Raw genomic sequence first — 20743 nt, 5'->3', positions numbered from 1 at the left:
AGGGCTTGGCAACGCCGGTGCAAGTGGTGTGGCGCGAGGCCGAGCTGCCAGTGCAGGAAGTCGCATTCGACCAGGCGGCCGGTGATGTTCTGGCGCAGTTGTATGAGCGTTTCGACGCACGGCATTACCGCATCGAGCTCAGTCAGGCACCGTTGATTCGTCTGGTCTATGCACGCGATCCGGCCAACGACCGGGTGGTCGCCATGCTGTTGTTCCATCACATCGCCATGGATCACACGGCACTGGCCGTGGTGCAGGAGGAAATGCAGGCGATCCTCTTTGGCCACGCCGACGCGCCGCTGCCGGCCGTGCCGTACCGCAACTACGTGGCGCAGACGCGCCTGGGCGTCAGTGAGCAGGAGCATGAGGCGTTCTTCCGCGCAATGCTCGGCGACATCGACGAGCCGACGCTGCCGTTCGGTCTGCTCGATGTACGCGGGGACGGGCATGACATTGAAGAAACGCGGCAGAGCGTGCCCGCGGCCCTGGCCCTGAATCTGCGCCGCCAGGCGCGGCAGATGGGCGTGAGTGTCGCGAGCCTGTTCCATCTGGCGTGGGGGCAAGTGCTGGCGGCGACTTCCGGGCATGATCGGGTGGTGTTCGGCACCGTGCTGTTGGGCCGAATGCAGGGCGGCACCGGCGCCGATCGCGGGCTGGGAATGTTCATCAACACCTTGCCGTTGCGCGTGGACCTGGGCGACACCTCGGTGCGGGCCGGCGTGCGTGCCACCCATGCACAACTGACGGCGTTGCTTGGCCATGAACACGCGTCACTGGCGCTGGCCCAGCGTTGCAGCGGTGTGGCGGCGCCGTCGCCGCTGTTCAGCGCGATGCTCAACTACCGGCACAGCGTCAGCGAAGCACAGCAACAGGCCACGCGTCTGAGCTGGCAAGGCATCCATAACCTCTCCAGCGAGGAGCGCACCAACTACCCGCTGAACCTCAACGTCGATGATCTGGGGCAGGGCTTTGACCTCACGGTCATGACCCCCGCGTCGATTGGCGCGGCGCGGGTCTGCGGGTACATGCAGCGAGCCTTGGCGGCGCTGGCCGAGGCGCTGGAGCAGGCACCGCAGCAGGCGTTGAATCGCCTGCCGGTGTTACCGGATGCCGAGCGTCGGCAGTTGCTGTTCGGCCTCAATGCCACCGACGTTGGTTACGATCTTCAGCAGACCATTCATGGGCTGTTCGAGGCGCAGGTGCAGCGCTCGCCGCAGGCGCCAGCGGTGGTTGCCGGGGAGCTGGCGCTGACTTATGCCGAACTCAATGCCCGGGCCAATCAACTGGCGCGGCACCTGCGTGAGTTGGGCGTGCAGGCGGATTCACGGGTCGGGATCTGCGTGGAGCGTGGTCTGGACATGGTGGTCGGGCTGCTGGCGATCCTCAAGGCCGGCGGCGGTTATGTGCCGCTGGACCCGGCGTATCCGCTGGAACGTCTGGCCTACATGCTGGAGGACAGCGCGCCGCTGGCGGTGTTGGTGCAGGGTTCTACTCGTTCGTTGCTCGGCGACGTGGCGGTGCCGCTGATCGATCTGGATCAGCCGCAATGGCAAGTGCTGCCGACGGACAACTTGGCGGTCGCTGAACTGACCCCGCAGCACACCGCGTACGTGATCTACACCTCCGGCTCCACTGGCCAACCAAAAGGCGTGATCAACGAACATAGCGGGGTGGTCAACCGCCTGCTGTGGATGCAGGACGCTTATCAACTGACGGCAGCGGACACGGTGCTGCAAAAAACGCCGTTCAGCTTCGACGTCTCGGTCTGGGAGTTCTTCTGGCCATTGATGACTGGCGCACGTCTGGTCATGGCCCGGCCTGAGGGGCACAAGGATCCGCTGTACCTCAGCGAAATCATCGAGCGCGAGCACATCACCACACTGCACTTTGTACCGTCGATGCTCGACGTGTTCCTCGCCCACGCCGACACCGCACGCTGCGGCGGTTTGCGTCAGGTGATGTGCAGCGGCGAAGCGTTGCCGGGCAGCGTGGTGCGACGCTTCAAGCAGCAACTGCCGGGCAGTGAACTGCACAACCTCTACGGCCCGACCGAGGCGGCGGTGGACGTGACCGCGTGGAACTGCGCGGGGCCGCTGGAGCAGACCCCGGACAACACGCCGATCGGCAAACCGATCGCCAACACCCGGATGTACATCCTAGGTGCCCAGCAGCAACCGGTGCCGCACGGTGTGGTCGGCGAGCTGTACATCGGTGGCGTGCAGGTGGCACGCGGTTATCTGAATCGCCCGGAGTTGAACGCCGAACGCTTCCTCGACGATCCGTTCCAGGCCAATGGACGGATGTACCGCACCGGCGACGTCGCCCGTTATCTGCCGGACGGCAATATCGAATACCTGGGCCGCAACGACGATCAAGTGAAGATCCGTGGCCTGCGCATCGAACTCGGCGAAATCCAGGCCCGCCTGACCCAGATCGACGGCGTGCAGGAAGCCGCCATGCTGGCCCGTGAAGACGTACCCGGCGACAAGCGTCTGGTGGCGTACTACACCGGCGCACGCCTGGAGGTCGACGTCCTGCGCAGCCACTTGCTGGAGCGCCTGCCGGACTACATGGTGCCTGCCGTGTTTGTGCATCTCGATGTGTTGCCACTCAGCCCCAACGGCAAACTCGAACGCAAGGCACTGCCGGCGCCGGATCTGACAGCGCTGACTGTCCGTGAATACGAAGCCCCGGTCGGCGAAGTGGAAATCATCCTCGCCCGGCTGTGGGCCGAACTGCTCAACGTCGAGCGGGTGGGGCGTCACGATCATTTCTTTGAACTGGGTGGTCACTCGCTGCTGGCGGTCAGTCTGATCGGCCGCCTGCGTCAGGAAGGCATGGAAGCCGATGTCAGGTCGTTGTTCGAACATCCGACCCTGGCCGGCTACGCCGCAATTACCGAACGAATGGAGATCGTCCTGTGAACGTGATCGAACTGTTGGCCACATTGAAGGCTAAAGATATCCAGCTGGCGGTCTCGGACGACCAATTGCGGGTCAACGGCAACAAGCAGGCGTTGAACGACCCGGCCTTGCTGGTGCTGCTGCGCGAGCACAAACCGGCACTGATCGAGCTGATCAAGACCGGGCAATACTCGGCCACCAAACACGGCCAGGTCGAGGTGCCGGCCAACGGCATTGTCCCGGGCACCACCCGCATCACCCCGGCGATGCTGACCCTGGTTGAACTCGACCAGGCGACCATTGACCGTCTGGTCGAGCAAGTGCCCGGCGGCGCGGCCAATGTGCAGGACATTTACCCGCTGGCGCCGCTGCAGGAAGGCATCCTTTATCACCACGCAAGTGGCGGCGAGGGCGACCCGTATGTCATGCAGTCGCACTTCGCATTTGCCAGCCGTGAGCGTTTTCAGGCGTTCGCCCAAGCGTTGCAAACGGTGATCGATCGCCACGACATCCTGCGCACTGCGGTGTTCTGGCAAGGGCTGGACGCGCCGGTGCAGGTGGTCTGGCGTCGGGCCGAACTGCCGGTGGAAGCGGTGTTGCTGCCAGACGCCGACAGCGATGTTCTGGCGTATCTGCACGAACGCTTCGACGCTCGGCACTTCCGCCTCGACGTGACTCGCGCGCCGCTGATGCGCCTGGCCCACGCCTGGGATGAGGCCGGGCAACGGGTGGTCGCCACGCTGCTGTTCCATCACATGGCCCTCGATCACTCGGCCCTCGACGTGGTGCGTCATGAAATGCGTGCCTGCCTCACCGGACAGAGTGAGTCGCTCGGACGCCCGGTGCCGTTCCGCAATTACGTGGCCCAGGCACGACTGGGCGTCAGCGAAGCCGAACACGAGGCATTTTTCCGCGACATGCTCGGCGCCATCGACGAGCCGACGCTGCCCTACGGTCTGCAAGACGTGCAGGGTGACGGCAGCCACATCGTCGAACTGAGCGTGCCGGTCGAAACGCTGCTCGGTCAGCGCTTGCGGGCGCAGGCGCGGACGCTCGGGGTCAGTGTCGCGAGCCTGTTTCACCTCGGTTGGGCGCAGGTGCTGGCGGCGCTCACCGGCAAGCAGCAGGTGGTGTTCGGCACGGTGCTGATGGGGCGCATGCAAGGTGCCGAGGCGATTGACCGCGCGTTGGGAATTTTCATCAATACCTTGCCGCTGCGGGTGGATATCGACAGCCAGGACGTGCGTGCGGCGGTCAACGCCACGCATGCACGCCTGACCACGCTGATGCGCCACGAACATGCGCCGCTGGCCCTGGCCCAGCGCTGCAGTCACGTGGTGGCGCCAACGCCGCTGTTCAGCACGCTGCTCAATTATCGCCACAGCCACAACGTCGCCAGTGCCAGTGCGCAAACCCTCGCGGCGTGGGACGGTATCTCCACGTTGCACTCCGAGGAGCGCAGCAACTATCCGCTGACCCTGAGCGTCGATGACCTCGGTGACGCGTTCAGCCTGACCCTGTTGGCCAGCACGCAAACCGATCCGCAGCGCATCTGCGACTACCTGCATTGCGCGCTGGAAAACCTCGTGCTCGCGCTGGAGCAGGCGCCGCAGACGCCGGTCAATCAACTGCCGATCCTGCCGGCGGCGGAGCTTGCGCAGGTGCTGCTCGGCTTCAATTCGACTCAGGTTGAATTCAGCAACACCCTGACCATTCACCAGCGTTTCGAGGCACGGGTGGCCGAGCGGCCTGAGGCAGTGGCGGCGGTGTGTGCCGACAGCCAATTGACCTACGCCGAACTCAACCGTCAGGCCAACGCTCTGGCGCATCACCTGATCGAACGCGGGGTGAAACCCGATGATCGAGTCGCCATCGTTGCCCGTCGCGGGCTGGACACGCTGGTCGGACTGGTGGCGATCCTCAAGGCTGGCGCCGGTTATGTGCCGATTGACCCGGCACACCCGACCGAGCGTTTGAACTACCTGCTCGGCGACAGCGCGCCGGTGGCGGTTCTGACCCAAAGCAATCTGCGCGAGCGCTTGCCGGCGCTGGCCGTGCCGGTGATTGAACTCGATCGCTGCACCTGGTCGCAGGGCGTTGCGCATGACCCGCAAGTGCCTGGCCTGAACACCGCACACCTGGCCTACGTGATCTACACCTCCGGCTCCACCGGCCTGCCCAAGGGCGTGATGGTCGAGCATCATACGCTGAGCAATCTGGTCGATTGGCACTGCGCAGCGTTCGACTTGTGCGCCGGTCGCCACACTTCAAGCCTGGCCGGCTTCGGTTTCGATGCGATGGCCTGGGAAGTCTGGCCGGCGCTGTGCGCGGGCGCGACCCTGCATCTGGCGCCGACCCACGAGGGCGGCGAAGACATCGATGCGCTGCTGGCCTGGTGGTGCGCGCAGCCGCTGGACGTGAGTTTTCTGCCGACCCCGGTGGCCGAATACGCCTTCAGCCAGCACCTCGAACACCCGACCTTGCGCACGCTGCTGATCGGCGGCGATCGCTTGCGCCAGTTCAATCGCCACCAGCATTTCGACGTGATCAATAACTACGGCCCGACCGAGGCCACGGTGGTCGCGACCTCGGGGTTAGTCGAAAGCGGCGATGCGCTGCACATCGGCCAACCGGTGAGCAATGCCACCGTGTACCTGCTCGACGAGCAGCAACGCCCGGTGCCGATTGGTGTCGCTGGCGAGTTGTACGTCGGCGGTGTCGGGGTCGCCCGTGGCTACCTGAATCGCCCGGAAATGACTGCCGAGCGCTTCCTGCGTGACCCGTTCAACACGGCGCCGAACGCACGCATGTACCGCACTGGTGACCTCGCACGCTGGCGCGCGGACGGCAATATCGAGTACCTGGGGCGCAACGACGATCAGGTGAAAATCCGTGGCGTGCGCATAGAACTGGGGGAAATCGAAACCTGCCTCAACCAGTTGCCGGGGATTCAGGAAGCGGTGCTGCTGGCCCGCGAAGACCAGCCCGGGCAGCCGCGACTGGTGGCGTACTTCACCGAACAGGCACAGGTCGAGGCGCTGCCGGTCGGCGAGTTGCGCGCGCAATTGCTCAGCCGCCTGCCGGAATACATGGTGCCGGTGGCGTTCGTCAAACTCGCCGCGTTGCCGTTGACTGCCAATGGCAAGGTCGATCGCCGAGCCTTGCCGGCGCCGGATCTGGCGGCGCTGTTCACCCGCGAATACGTGGCGCCCGAAGGCGAAGTGGAAACCGCGCTGGCGCAGATCTGGGCCGATGTGCTGCAGGTCGAGCAGGTGGGGCGTCTGGATCACTTTTTCGAACTCGGCGGCCATTCGCTGCTGGCGATGCGCATGGTCTCGCAGGTGCGGCAACGGCTCGGTGTCGAGCTGGCGCTGGGTGATCTGTTTGCCAACGCTGAACTGGCGGCGGTCGCGTTGCTGCTGAGCGCGGCCGGACGCAGTGCGCAACCGCAGATCGTGCCGGTAGCCCGTGACGGTGCCTTGCCGCTGTCGTTCGCCCAGCAGCGCCTGTGGTTCCTCGCGCAAATGGAAGGCGCCAACACCGCCTACAACATTCCCGTGGCGCTGCGCCTGCGCGGCCGCCTTGATGACGCCGCGCTGCAACGCGCACTGGCGCGCATCGTCGCCCGCCACGAAACCCTGCGCAGCCGCTTCGCCCAATTCAACGACGAAGCCCAGGTGCTGATAGCCCCGGTGGATACCGGCCTGCTGCTGCGGGTCGAAGACCTGCGCCAGCACCCGCAGCCTGACGAAACCCTGCAAGCGCTGATTCAGGGCGAAGCCTCGGGGCCGTTCGACTTGCAGGACGATCCGCTGATTCGCGGACGCCTTGTGCGGTTGGCCGACGATCACCACGTGCTGTTGCTGACCCTGCACCACATCATCTCCGATGGCTGGTCGATGGGTGTACTGACCCGCGAACTGATGGCGCTGTATCAGGCGTTCAGTCACGGTCAACCCGATCCGTTGCCGCCACTGGCACTGCAATACACCGACTACGCGGTGTGGCAGCGGCGCTGGCTCAGCGGCGAAGTGCTGCAACGCCAGAGCGAGTACTGGCAACAGACGCTCGCCGGCGCCCCGGCGCTGCTGATGTTGCCCACCGACCGACCGCGACCGGCGCAGCAGGACTATGCCGGCAGCAGCGTCGCCGTAGTGCTCGACGAACGTCTGAGCGCCGGGCTCAAAGCTTTGGGCCAGCGCCACGGCGTGACTTTGTACATGACGCTGATGAGTGCCTGGGCGATGCTCCTCAGTCGCCTGTCCGGGCAGTCGGACGTGGTGATCGGCTCGCCGGTGGCCAACCGCACCCGCGCCGAGATCGAAGGGCTGATCGGCATGTTCGTCAACACCCTGGCCTTGCGCATCGATACGTCGGGCGAACTCAGCGTCGAAGCGCTGCTGGCGCGGGTCAAGGCGCAAACCCTGCTGGCGCAGGCGCATCAGGACCTGACTTTCGAGCAAGTGGTGGAAGTCATCCGGCCAGTGCGCAGCCTGGCGCACAGCCCGGTGTTTCAGACGTTGCTGAGCTGGGACGGTCTCGAAAGCCCGGCGCTGGCCCTCGGCGAACTGACCCTGGAAGGCGTGGCCGAACCGAGCCACTTTGCCAAGTTCGACCTGTCGCTGAACCTGAGCGAGTCCAATGGCGTGATTCGCGGCTCGCTGGAATACGCCACGGCGCTGTTCGACGAAACCACGGTGCAGCGTTTTGTCGGTTACTTGCAGCGCCTGTTGCAGGCGATGGTCGCCAACGATCAGGCAGTGCTGGAACATGCGCCGCTGCTGGCGCAGGAAGAACAGCAGCGCTTGCTGGTCGAGTTCAATGCCACCGACGTTGGTTACGATCTTCAACAGACCATTCATGGGCTGTTCGAGGCGCAGGTGCAGCGCTCGCCGCAGGCGCCAGCGGTGGTTGCCGGGGAGCTGGCGCTGACTTATGCCGAACTCAATGCCCGGGCCAATCAACTGGCGCGGCACCTGCGTGAGTTGGGCGTGCAGGCGGATTCACGGGTCGGGATCTGCGTGGAGCGTGGCCTGGACATGGTGGTCGGCCTGTTGGCGATCCTCAAGGCCGGCGGCGGTTATGTGCCGCTGGACCCGGCGTATCCGCTGGAACGTCTGGCCTACATGCTGGAGGACAGCGCGCCGCTGGCGGTGTTGGTGCAGGGTTCTACTCGTTCGTTGCTCGGCGACGTGGCGGTGCCGCTGATCGATCTGGATCAGCCGCAATGGCAAGTGCTGCCGACGGACAACTTGGCGGTCGCTGAACTGACCCCGCAGCACACCGCGTACGTGATCTACACCTCCGGCTCCACTGGCCAACCAAAAGGCGTGATCAACGAACATAGCGGGGTGGTCAACCGCCTGCTGTGGATGCAGGACGCTTATCAACTGACGGCAGCGGACACGGTGCTGCAAAAAACGCCGTTCAGCTTCGACGTCTCGGTCTGGGAGTTCTTCTGGCCATTGATGACTGGCGCACGTCTGGTCATGGCCCGGCCTGAGGGGCACAAGGATCCGCTGTACCTCAGCGAAATCATCGAGCGCGAGCACATCACCACACTGCACTTTGTACCGTCGATGCTCGACGTGTTCCTCGCCCACGCCGACACCGCACGCTGCGGCGGTTTGCGTCAGGTGATGTGCAGCGGCGAAGCGTTGCCGGGCAGCGTGGTGCGGCGCTTCAAGCAGCAACTGCCGGGCAGTGAACTGCACAACCTCTACGGCCCGACCGAGGCGGCGGTGGACGTCACGGCGTGGAACTGCGCGGGGCCGCTGGAGCAGACCCCGGACAACACGCCGATCGGCAAACCGATCGCCAACACCCGGATGTACATCCTCGGTGCCCAGCAGCAACCGGTGCCGCACGGCGTCGTCGGCGAGCTGTACATCGGCGGCGTGCAGGTCGCCCGCGGTTATCTGAACCGTCCCGAGCTGAGCGCCGAACGCTTCCTCGACGATCCGTTCCAGGCCAATGGACGGATGTACCGCACCGGCGACGTCGCCCGTTATCTGCCGGACGGCAATATCGAATACCTGGGCCGCAACGACGATCAAATGAAGATCCGTGGCCTGCGCATCGAACTCGGCGAAATCCAGGCCCGCCTGACCCAGATCGATGGTGTGCAGGAAGCCGCCGTACTGGCCCGCGAAGACGTACCCGGCGACAAGCGTCTGGTGGCGTACTACACCGGCGCACGCCTGGAGGTCGACGTCCTGCGCAGCCACTTGCTGGAGCGCCTGCCGGACTACATGGTGCCTGCCGTGTTTGTGCATCTCGATGTGTTGCCACTCAGCCCCAACGGCAAACTCGACCGCAAGGCACTGCCGGCGCCGGATCTGACAGCGCTGACTGCCCGTGAATACGAAGCGCCGCTCGGTGAGGTGGAAATCGCCCTGGCGCAGCTCTGGGCCGAACTGCTCAATGTCGAGCGGGTAGGGCGCCACGATCACTTCTTCGAACTCGGAGGGCACTCGCTGCTGGCGGTCAACCTGGTGGCAAAAATGCGTCGTGCCGGCCTGAGCGCCGACATTCGCGTGCTGTTCAACCAGCCGACCCTGGCGGCGCTGGCCGCTGCCGTGGGCGGTGAGCCCGAGGCTGAAGTCGCGGTCAACCTCATCACTGCAGATTGCACATGCATTACCCCTGAGCTGCTGCCATTGGTGGCGCTCGATCAGCCGAGCATTGACCGCATCGTCGCCAGCATTCCCGGCGGCGTCGCCAACGTGCAGGACATTTACCCGCTGGCGCCGCTGCAGACCGGCATCCTGTTTCATCACCTGTCCGCGGTGCAGGGTGATCCGTACGTGTTGCAGGCGCAGTTTGCGTTCGCCGCTGAACAGCGCTTGCAGGCCTTCACCCAAGCGCTGCAAAGCGTGATCCAGCGCCATGACATCCTGCGCACCTCGCTGTTCTGGGACGGGCTGCAAGACCCGGTGCAAGTGGTCTGGCGCGAGGCGCCGCTGGCTTGTGAAAGCCTTGCGCTGGACTCGGCGGACGGCGATGTACTGGAGCAATTGCGCGCTCGCTTCGACGCCGGGCATTACCGCATGGCGGTCAATCAGGCACCGCTGATGCGCGTGGTACACGCTTGGGACGACGCCAATCAGCGCGTGGTGGCGCTGCTGCTGTTCCATCACCTGATCATGGACCACGTGGCGCTGGAGGTGCTGCAACATGAGATGCAGGCCTTCCTGGTCGGCCTGCCGCACCGTCTGGCCGAGCCGGTACCGTATCGCAATTACGTGGCGCACACCCTGTCGGGGCTGAGCGACCAGCAGCACGAAAACTTCTTCCGCGACATGCTCGGCGACGTCGACGAGCCGACCTTGCCTTACGGCCAGAATCCGCCCCACGAAGGGCTGGCCGAACAGGCCCGACTGACGCTCGACGCCACCCTGAGCCGGACCCTTCGCAGTCAGGCGCGGCGTCTGGGTGTCAGCGCCGCAAGCCTGATGCACCTGGCCTGGGCGCAGGTGCTCGGGCAATTGTCGGGCCGCGACGATGTGGTGTTCGGCACGGTATTGCTTGGCCGCTTGCAGGGCGGCGAGGGCGCCGAACGCGCGCTCGGGGTGTTCATCAACACCTTGCCGCTGCGCATCGACCTGAGCGCGCACAGCGTCAAGGGTGCGGCATTGGCGACGCATCAATTGCTGAGCCAGTTGTTGCAGCACGAACACGCGCAACTGGCGCGCATTCAGCATTGCAGCGCAATGGCGCCGACCACGCCGCTGTTCAGCACCTTGTTCAACTATCGCCACGGCGCCTCGGCGGGCGGCGGTTCTGCCGAAGCTCAAGCGGCCTGGCAGGGTATGCAATTGCTCGAAGCCGAAGAGCACAGCAACTATCGCCTGACCCTCAGTGTCGACGACTTGGGCGAAGGTTTCAGCCTGGCGGCACTGGCCGGTGCCGGCATCGATGCGCAGCGCACCTGCGATTATCTGCAATGCGCCTTGTACAGCCTGGTGGAGGCGCTGGAACACGCGCCGCATCAGGGTCTGGAACGCTTGTCGATCCTGCCGGTGGCCGAGCGCGAGCAACTGTTGGTCGGGTTCAACGCGACCGGCGTCGATTACCCGCAAGGGCTGACGATTGCCCAACGCTTCGAGCAGCAGGTGGCTGAACGCCCGCAAGCGCTGGCGGCGCAGTCTGCCAGAGTCACGCTGAGTTATGCCGAGTTGAACCGCCAGGCCAACGCCTTGGCGCATCACCTGATCGCCGCGGGTGTGCAGCCTGACGATCGCGTGGCCATTGTCGCCCGCCGTGGGCTGGATACGCTGGTCGGACTGGTGGCGATTCTCAAGGCCGGCGCCGGTTACGTACCGGTCGATCCGGCACACCCAGCGGAACGCCTGGGCTATCTGCTGCAAGACAGTGCGCCGGTCGCCGTGCTGACCCAGAGCGATCTGCGCGCACGGTTGCCGGCACTGGCGGTGCCGGTGATCGATCTTGATCAGCGCCAATGGTCCAGCGACAACGTCGTCAATCCTGTGTTGCCAGCCCTGACGCCGCAGCACCTGGCCTACGTGATTTACACCTCCGGTTCCACCGGTCTGCCGAAAGGTGTGATGGTCGAGCACCACACGCTGAGCAACCTGGTGGACTGGCACTGCGAGGCCTTCGACCTGCACGCTGGCGGCCACACCTCAAGTCTGGCCGGGTTCGGTTTCGACGCGATGGCCTGGGAAGTCTGGCCGGCATTGTGCTGTGGCGCGACGCTGCATCTGGCGCCGAGCCACGACGGCAACGAAGACATCGACGCGCTGCTCGACTGGTGGCGCGCGCAGCCGCTGGACGTGAGCTTCCTGCCGACCCCGGTGGCCGAATACGCCTTCAGTCAGGGGCTGACGCATCCAACCTTGAAAACCCTGTTGATCGGCGGCGATCGCTTGCGCCAGTTCACCCGTAACCAGGCGTTCCGGGTGATCAACAACTATGGCCCGACCGAGGCCACGGTGGTCGCGACCTCCGGCCTGATTGAGGCGGGTGGTGTCTTGCACATCGGTAAACCGCTGAGCAATGCCACGGTGTACCTGCTCGACGGGCACCAGCGTCCGGTGCCGCTGGGGGTGATGGGCGAGTTGTACGTCGGCGGGGCCGGCGTGGCCCGGGGTTACCTGAACCGGCCGGACATGACTGCCGAGCGCTTCCTGCACGACCCGTTCAGCCCCTTGCCAAATGCGCGCATGTACCGCAGCGGTGACCTTGCGCGCTGGCGCGAGGACGGCACCCTTGAATACCTCGGACGCAACGACGATCAGGTGAAAATCCGTGGCGTACGCATTGAACTGGGGGAAATTGAAACCCGCCTCAACCAGCTCCCCGGTATTCAGGACGCGGTGTTGCTGGCCCGTGAGGACGAGCCTGGCCAGCCCCGGCTGGTGGCGTATTACACCGGGCAGGGCGAACCGCTGAGCGTCGCTGAACTGCGCGAGCACCTGTCGGCGCAGTTGCCGGAGTACATGGTGCCGGCGGCGTTCGTCCGTCTCAACGCGCTGCCGCTGACTGCCAATGGCAAGGTCGATCGCAAGGCGTTGCCGAAACCCGATCTGACCGCGCTGTTCACCCGTGAGTACGCCGCGCCGCAAGGCGCACTGGAAACCGCACTGGCGCAAATCTGGGCCGACGTGCTGCACGTCGAGCGGGTCGGTCGCCATGATCACTTCTTTGAACTTGGCGGCCACTCGCTGCTGGCGATGCGCATGGTCGCGCAGGTGCGGCAACAGATGGGACTGGAACTGGTGCTGGCCGATCTGTTCGCCAACGCCGAACTGGCGGCGGTTGCCGAGTGCCTGCGCGCAGCGGAGGTCAGCAGCCAACCGCCGATCGTAGCGGTGCCGCGTGACGGTACGTTGTCCTTCGCCCAGCAACGTCTGTGGTTCCTCGCCCAGATGTCGGGCGGCAACTCGGCGTACAACATTCCGATTGGCCTGCGCTTGCGCGGGCGGCTCGATGACGAAGCGCTGCAACGCGCACTGGTGCAGATCGTCGCGCGGCACGAAACCTTGCGTAGCCGCTTCGTCAGCATCGACGATCAGGCGCAGGTGACGATTGCACCCGTCGAAAACGGCCTGCTGTTGCAGACGGAAGACCTGCGCCAGGACCCGCAGGCCGAAGCCAGCGTGCAGGCGCTGCTCGCGCAGGAAGCCGCGACCGCCTTCGATCTGCAGCACGATCCGCTGATTCGCGGGCGGCTGGTGCAAATGGCCGATGATCATCACGTGCTGTTGCTGACCGTGCATCACATCGTCGCCGACGGCTGGTCGATGGGCGTACTGACTCGCGAACTGATGGCGCTGTATCAGGCCTTCAGTCAAGGCCAGTCCGATCCGTTGCCACCGCTGGCGCTGCAATACGGTGACTACGCCGTGTGGCAACGGCGCTGGCTCAGCGGTGAAGTGCTGCAGCGCCAGAGCGATTACTGGCAGCAGACTCTCGACGGCGCGCCGGCGTTGCTGACCCTGCCCACCGACCGTCCGCGTCCGCCACAGCAGGATTTTGCCGGCAGCAGCGTCGAAGTACGGCTGGATGGGCGTATGAGCAATGGGCTCAAAGCCTTGAGTCAGCGCCACGGCGTGACCCTGTTCATGACCCTGATGAGTGCCTGGTCGCTGTTGCTGAGTCGTTTGTCCGGGCAGTCCGATGTGGTGATCGGTTCGCCGGTGGCCAACCGCACCCGGGCCGAAGTCGAAGGCCTGATCGGCATGTTCGTCAACACCCTGGCCTTGCGCATCGACACCTCGGGCGAGCCGAGCGTGGCCGCGCTGCTGGCGCGGGTCAAGGCGCAAACCCTGCAAGCCCAGGCGCATCAGGATCTGCCGTTCGAGCAAGTAGTGGAAATTGCGCGGCCGGTGCGCAGCCTGGCGCACAGCCCGCTGTTCCAGACCACGCTGAGCTGGGACAGCAACGTCGGCCCGAACCTGGCGCTCGGCGATCTGAGCCTCGAAGGCGTGGCCGCGCCGGGGCAGGTCGCCAAGTTCGATTTGACCCTGACCCTGGGCGAAGCCAACGGGGTGATTCGCGGGTCGCTGGAATACGCCACGGCGTTGTTCGATCAGGCGACCATCCAGCGTTATGTCGGCTACTTGCAGTGCGTGCTGGCGGCGATGGTCAGCGATGATCAGGCGGTGCTGGAGCGGGTGCAGTTACTCGCCGAGGATGAGCGTCAGCGCTTGCTGTGCGGGTTCAACGCCACCGCGCGCGAGTACCCGCAGACGCTGACCGTGCACGGGGTATTCCAGCAGCAGGCCGCAGCCCATCCAAAGGCTGTGGCGGCGGTGCACGGCGAGCATTCGCTGAGCTACTTTGAACTGAACGCCCAGGCCAATCGCCTGGCGCACCATTTGATCAGCCAAGGCGTGCAGGCGGGCGACCCCGTGGCGATCCTGCTGCCGCGCTCGCTGGAACTGCTGGTGGCGCAACTGGCGATTGCCAAGTGCGCGGCGGCCTATGTGCCGCTGGACATCAACGCGCCGAGCGAGCGCCAGGCGTTCATGGTCGAGGACTGTCAGGCAGTGGCGCTGCTGACCCTCAGTAGCGAAGTGATCGATTACGCGGCGCCGCGCATCGACCTTGATCGCTTGAAGCTCAGCGGCCAGCCGACGCACAACCCGAACCTGCTGCAGTCCTCGGAAACGCTGGCGTACATCATGTACACCTCCGGCTCCACCGGCACGCCGAAGGGTGTGATGGTCCCGCACCGGGCCATCGGCCGGCTGGTGCTGAACAACGGTTACGCCGATTTCAACGCGCAGGACCGCGTGGTGTTCGCCTCCAATCCGGCGTTCGACGCCAGCACCATGGACATCTGGGGGCCGCTGCTCAACGGTGGGCGCGTGGTGGTGATCGATCACCCGACCTTGCTTGATCCGAATGCGTTCGGCCGTGAGTTGAGCGCCTCTGGGGCGACGGTGCTGTTCGTCACCACCGCGCTGTTCAATCAATACGTGCAGTTGATTGCGCAGGCGCTCAAGGGCTTGCGCATCTTGCTGTGCGGTGGCGAGCGCGGCGATCCGGCGGCGTTCCGCACACTGCGGGCCGAGGCGCCGCAACTGCGCATCGTGCATTGCTACGGCCCGACCGAAACCACCACCTACGCCACCACCTTCGAGGTGCTCGAAGTGGCGGAAAACGCCGAGAGCGTGCCGATTGGCGGACCGATCTCCAACACCCAGGTGTATGTGCTCGACGCGCATCAACAACCGGTGCCGATGGGCGTGACCGGCGAGTTGTACATCGGCGGGCAGGGCGTGGCGCTGGGTTATCTGAACCGCCCGGACCTGACCGCCGAGAAGTTCCTGCGTGATCCGTTCAGCGAGCGGCCAGGTGCGCTGCTGTATCGCACCGGTGACCTGGCGCGCTGGCTGGCACCGGGGCAACTCGATTGCATCGGGCGCAATGACGACCAAGTGAAGATCCGTGGTTTCCGTATCGAACTGGGAGAAATCGAGAGTCGCTTGCTCAACTGCGCCGGGGTCAAGGAAGCCGTGGTGCTGGCGCGCCGCGACGGTCAGGAAACCCTGCGTCTGGTGGCTTATTACACCGCGCACGAGCAGCCGCTGGACAGCGCCGACCTGCACGCGCAATTGCAGGCGCGGCTGCCGGAATACATGGTGCCGAGTGCGTGGGTGCAGCTTGCGGTGCTGCCGCTGAACAACAACGGCAAGATCGACCGCAAGGCGTTGCCCGCGCCGACTCAAGAGGCGCTGCTCAGCCGCGCTTATGAGCCACCGGCCAATGCGCTGGAAGCCAGTCTGGCTCGGGTCTGGGCCGACGTGCTGCAGGTTGCGCAGGTCGGTCGTCACGACAACTTCTTTGAACTGGGCGGGCATTCGCTGCTGGCGATGCGCATGTTGTCGCAGGTGCGCCAACAACTGGGGATCGAACTGGCGCTGGGCGAGCTGTTCGCCAACCCGGAACTCGCCGCCGTGGCGGACGTGCTCAGCCGTGCCGGACGCAGCACGCTGCCGGACATCCTGCCGGCGCCGCGTGATCAAGTGCTGCCGCTGTCGTTCGCCCAACAACGCCTGTGGTTCCTGGCGCAGATGGGCGGCGGTAATAGCGCCTACAACATCCCGGTCGGCCTGCGCCTGCGCGGCCGGCTCGATGAAGACGCGCTGCAACGGGCGCTGGCGCGCATCGTTGCGCGGCACGAAACCCTGCGCAGCCGGTTCCACCAGCTCGACGACGAGGCTCAGGTGCTGATCCTGCCGGTGGACAGCGGTCTGCTGCTGCGGGTCGAAGACTTGCGTGGCTATCCGCAGGCCGACGAGGCCCTGCGCCGCTTGGCCGAGGCCGAGGCCAGTGCGCCGTTCAATTTGCAGGAAGATCCGCTGCTGCGCGGGCGTCTGGTGCGGCTGGCGGACGATCACCATGTGCTGTTGCTGACCCTGCACCACATCGTCTCCGACGGTTGGTCGATGGGCGTGCTGACCCGTGAACTGGCGGCGTTGTATCAGGCGTTCAGTCACGGCCAGCCCGACCCGTTGCCGCCACTGGCGCTGCAATACACCGACTACGCGGTGTGGCAACGCCGCTGGCTCAGCGGCGAGGTGTTGCAACGCCAGAGCGATTACTGGCAACAGGCCCTGGCCGGCGCGCCGGCGTTGCTGACCCTGCCCACCGACCGCCCGCGTCCGGCGCAGCAGGACCACAGCGGTGCCAGCGTTGAAATTCAGTTGGGCGAGGCAGTGAGTAGCGGGATCAAGACCCTGTGTCAGCGCCGGGCGGTGACGCCGTACATGGTGATCATGAGCGCCTGGGCGATGACCCTCAGTCGTCTGTCCGGTCAGTCCGAGGTGGTGATCGGCTCGCCGGTGGCCAACCGTACTCGCGCCGAGATCGAAGGCTTGATCGGCATGTTCGTCAACACCCTGGCCTTGCGCATCGACACCTCTGACGAGCCGAGCGGCGAGGCGTTGCTGGCGCGGGTCAAGGCGCAAACCCTGCAAGCGCAGGCGCATCAGGACTTGCCGTTCGAACAGGTGGTGGAAATCTGCAAGCCGTTGCGCAGCCTGTCCCATAGCGCGTTGTTCCAGACGCTGCTCAGTTGGGACAACAACGACGGTCCGGCGCTGACCCTGGGCGATCTGACCCTCGAAGGCGTGGCCGGGCCGAGCCGCTTCGTCAAATTCGACCTGTCGCTGACCCTCGGTGAACACCCGAGCGGGATTCGCGGGGCGCTGAACTACGCCACGGCGCTGTTCGACGAAGCGACCATTCGCCGCTTCGTCGGTTACTTCCAGCAACTGCTGGCAGCGCTGGTCAACGATGATCAGGTGGTGCTGGCGCAGGTGCCGTTGCTGGCGGCGGATGAGCGTCAGCGTTTGCTGGTGGACTTCAACGCGACGCAAGTCGATTGCCCGCTGGAGCAGCCGCTGCACGGGTTGTTCGAAGCACAAGTGCGACGCAGACCGGATGCTGTCGCCGTGCAGACCGGTGAGCGCAGCCTGAGTTATCGCGAACTCAACGAACGCGCCAATCGTCTGGCCCATCACCTGCGTGAACTCGGGGTGCAGCCGGATGTGCGAGTGGCGATCTGCGTCGAGCGCGGGCTGGATCTGGTGGTTGGTCTGCTCGGCATCCTCAAGGCCGGCGGCGCCTATGTGCCGCTGGACCCGAGCTATCCGGCGGAACGTCTGGCGTACATGCTCAAGGACAGCGCACCGACCGCGGTGCTGGTGCAGACGACTACTCGCGGGTTGTTCGACTCGTCTGCGGCGACGTTGATCGACCTTGACCACAGCATTTGGCAGAACATGCCGGAGCATGACCCGCAGGTGCCGGGCCTCAGCCCTTCGAACCTCGCTTACATGATCTACACCTCGGGTTCTACGGGCTTGCCGAAGGGCGTGATGATCGAACACCGCAGCGCCTGCAACATGGTGCACTGGGGTTCCCAGCTCAGTCCGCCGACCGAGCACGGCGCGTTGCTGCAAAAAGCCCCGTTCAGCTTCGACAGTTCGGTGTGGGAGATCTTCTGGCCGCTGTGTTCCGGAATGCGTCTGGTGTTGGCACGGCCGGATGGCAACCGCGATTCGGCGTACGTGGTGCAGACCATTCGCGAGCATCAAGTGACGGTGGTCAAGTTCGTACCGGCGCTGTTGCAGCAGTTTATTGAGCAGGATGACGTCGAGCAATGCACCAGCCTCACCGACGTGCTCAACGGTGGCGGTGAACTCAGTGCCGCGCTGGCGCGACAGGTGCGTAAGCGGCTGCCATGGGTGCGTTTGCACAACGTCTATGGCCCGACCGAAACCACGGTCGACAGCACCGGCTGGACGCTGGAACCGCACATGCCGGTGCCGGACAACGTGGTGCCGGTCGGCAAAGCCCTGAGCAACACCCGCCTGTACGTGCTCGACGCCTACGATCAACCGGTGCCACAAGGCGTCAGCGGTCAACTGCACATTGGCGGTGTCGGCGTGGCGCGGGGTTATCACGGTTTGCCGGAGATGCAGGCTGAACGCTTCATCGACAGCCCGTTTGTAGCCGGTGATCGGCTGTACCGCACCGGCGATCTGGTGCGCTACGCCAACGATGGCGAGCTGGAATTCCTCGGCCGCAACGACTTCCAGATCAAGCTGCGTGGCTTACGTCTGGAACCAGGAGAAATCGAGGCGCGGCTGATCGAGCATTCGGCGATTCGCGAAGCGGTGGTGATGGTGCGCGACGAGCGTCTGGTGGCCTGGTATACCGTGCGTTCCGGCGTAGAAGAACCCAGTCTGGAGACCTTGCGCGCGCATGTGCTGGAACGGTTGCCCGAGTACATGGTGCCCGGCGCATTCGTGCAACTCGACGCCTTGCCACTGACGCCGAACGACAAGATCGACCGCAAAGCCCTGCCGGAACCGGGGGCAGACGCGGTGATCAATCGGCCTTACGTCGCGCCGCAAGGTGAAGTCGAAGCCACGCTGGCGCAGATCTGGGGCGAGGTACTCGGTGTCGAACAAGTCGGGCGGCATGACAACTTCTTCGAACTGGGCGGGCACTCGTTGCTGGCAGTGCGGCTGGTCAATCTGATGCAACGGACCGGGCTGACACTGTCGTTGGCCGAGCTGTTCCAGCATCCGAGCGTCGAATCTGCCGCCGCGCTGCTCAGTCAGGGCGAGGCGGGCGGGCAGGCGGACGGGCTGGTCGTGGTGCGTGCCGGGGAGCACGGTACGCCGCTGTTCCTGATGCATGAGTTCAGCGGTCGCGACGTGTATTTCCCGACGCTGGCCCAGCACATCGGCGGCGAGTTCCCGATCTACGGTCTGCCCGGCGTGACGCTGGGGCAAGCGCAATTGCGCACGATCGAGTGCATGGCGCAGCGCATGGTCGGGATCATCCGCGCGGTGCAGCCGCACGGGCCGTATCGACTGGCGGGCTGGTCATTTGGCGGGGTGCTGGCGCATGAGGTCGCGCAGCAATTGCTTGGCCTCGATGAGCCGGTGGAGTTCATCGGCATGCTCGACAGCTATGCGCCCAATCCGCTGGCCCAGGACAAGGCGATGTGGAGCGGTGAAGGGCTGGACAAGCGCCAGTTGCTCGGCCATTGCCGTGGGCGTTCGATGATGCTCGGCGCTGAAGGCGAGGCGGCGCTGGCGGCTGTGCAGGCGCTGGAAGCACAAATCGAACAGCTGGACTTCACTGCGCTGTTCCAGCGTTGCCAGGCGCAGCAACTGACCGACCCGGAACTGGCGAGCGTCAGCGCGGCGGATGCCTGGCACTACTTCGATCGCGAAGCGGCGCATCGGCTGGCGCTGGCGCATTACCGGGTCAGCCCGGCGAGTCAGACGATCCACCTGTTCCGCGCTCAGGAGCTGATGGACGGACAGCCCCTGCCGAGCCCGACCCGTGGCTGGGAAGAGCGTTTCGACACAGGGTTGCTGCGCTGCATCGACATCCCCGGCGATCACCGGACCATGATGAAACCGCCGCACATCCAGGCCCTCGGCCAGGCGCTGACGCAGGCACTCGACGCGGTGGTCATGCCGGAGCCGGCGCCGTATCAACCGCTGCTGACGATCCAGACCGGGCACGCCGGGCATGCGCCGATTTTCTGTGTGCCGGGGGCGGGTGACAGTGTCACCGGGTTCATCCACCTGACCGAGGCGATCGGCCCGGAATGGCCGATCATCGGCCTGCAACCCCGGGGGCTGGACGGCGTCAGTGTGCCGCACAGCGAAGTCGAAGCGGCTGCGGCGTTCTACCTGCAAGCCATCGAGCAGATCTACCCGCAAGGGCCGGTGCACCTGATCGGCCATTCGTTCGGCGGCTGGGTGGCGCATGCGATGGCGGCGCAGTTGCAACAAGCCGGACGTGAAGTGGCTTCGCTGACGCTGATCGACAGCGAGGCGCCGGGTGGCGACGGTACGGCGGGTAAACCGTACACGGCCACGGCCGCGCTGCAACGGCTGATCGACACCCTGCAGTTGTCCTGCGGAAAATCGCTGGGGATCGATCCTGCGATGTTCGCCAACGCCGATGACACCACGCAATTGCGCCTGCTGCACGAAGGCATGGTGCGCGCCGGGGTGTTGTCGGAGCGTGCGGCGCCCGACGCGATGCACGGCCCGGTGCGCACCTTCGCCACGGCACTGCGCACGGTCTATCAGCCGCGTCTGGCCTATACCGGGCCGGTGCGGCTGGTGCTGGTCGATGATCCGACGCTGGACGAGTGGGGCAATCAGCGCGAGCAGGCGGCGATGCTCGAAGGCTGGCAGCGTCGGGTCGACGATCTGGCGGTGTGGTACGGGCCGGGCAACCACTTCACGATTCTCAAGGCGCCCAACGTCTTCAGTTTCGCGGCGTGGTGGCACGACGGTCTGTCGGTAGCGGTCGGCCCAGTGCTGTCCTGA

The 20743-nt window shown here is 65.2% G+C and carries 2 protein-coding genes (1 of these 2 running past the window's edge); both read left to right on the top strand.

Going from position 1 to position 20743, the window contains the following annotated elements:
* Positions 1–2924 carry the end of a non-ribosomal peptide synthetase gene (locus QMK55_RS00930; protein ID WP_320328427.1) on the top strand. Its footprint begins 10090 nt before the window's first position, so the window shows 2924 of its 13014 coding nt (coding positions 10091–13014); its start codon lies off the left edge, out of view; it ends in the stop codon at positions 2922–2924.
* Entirely contained in the window at positions 2921–20743 is a 17823-nt protein-coding gene (locus tag QMK55_RS00925) for a non-ribosomal peptide synthase/polyketide synthase (protein ID WP_320328426.1), read from the top strand. Before QMK55_RS00930 ends, QMK55_RS00925 begins: the two co-directional genes overlap by 4 nt.

This window comes from Pseudomonas sp. P8_229, assembly GCF_034008635.1.
GTDB lineage: Bacteria > Pseudomonadota > Gammaproteobacteria > Pseudomonadales > Pseudomonadaceae > Aquipseudomonas.
This window is presented reverse-complemented; position numbering and strand designations above follow the sequence as displayed.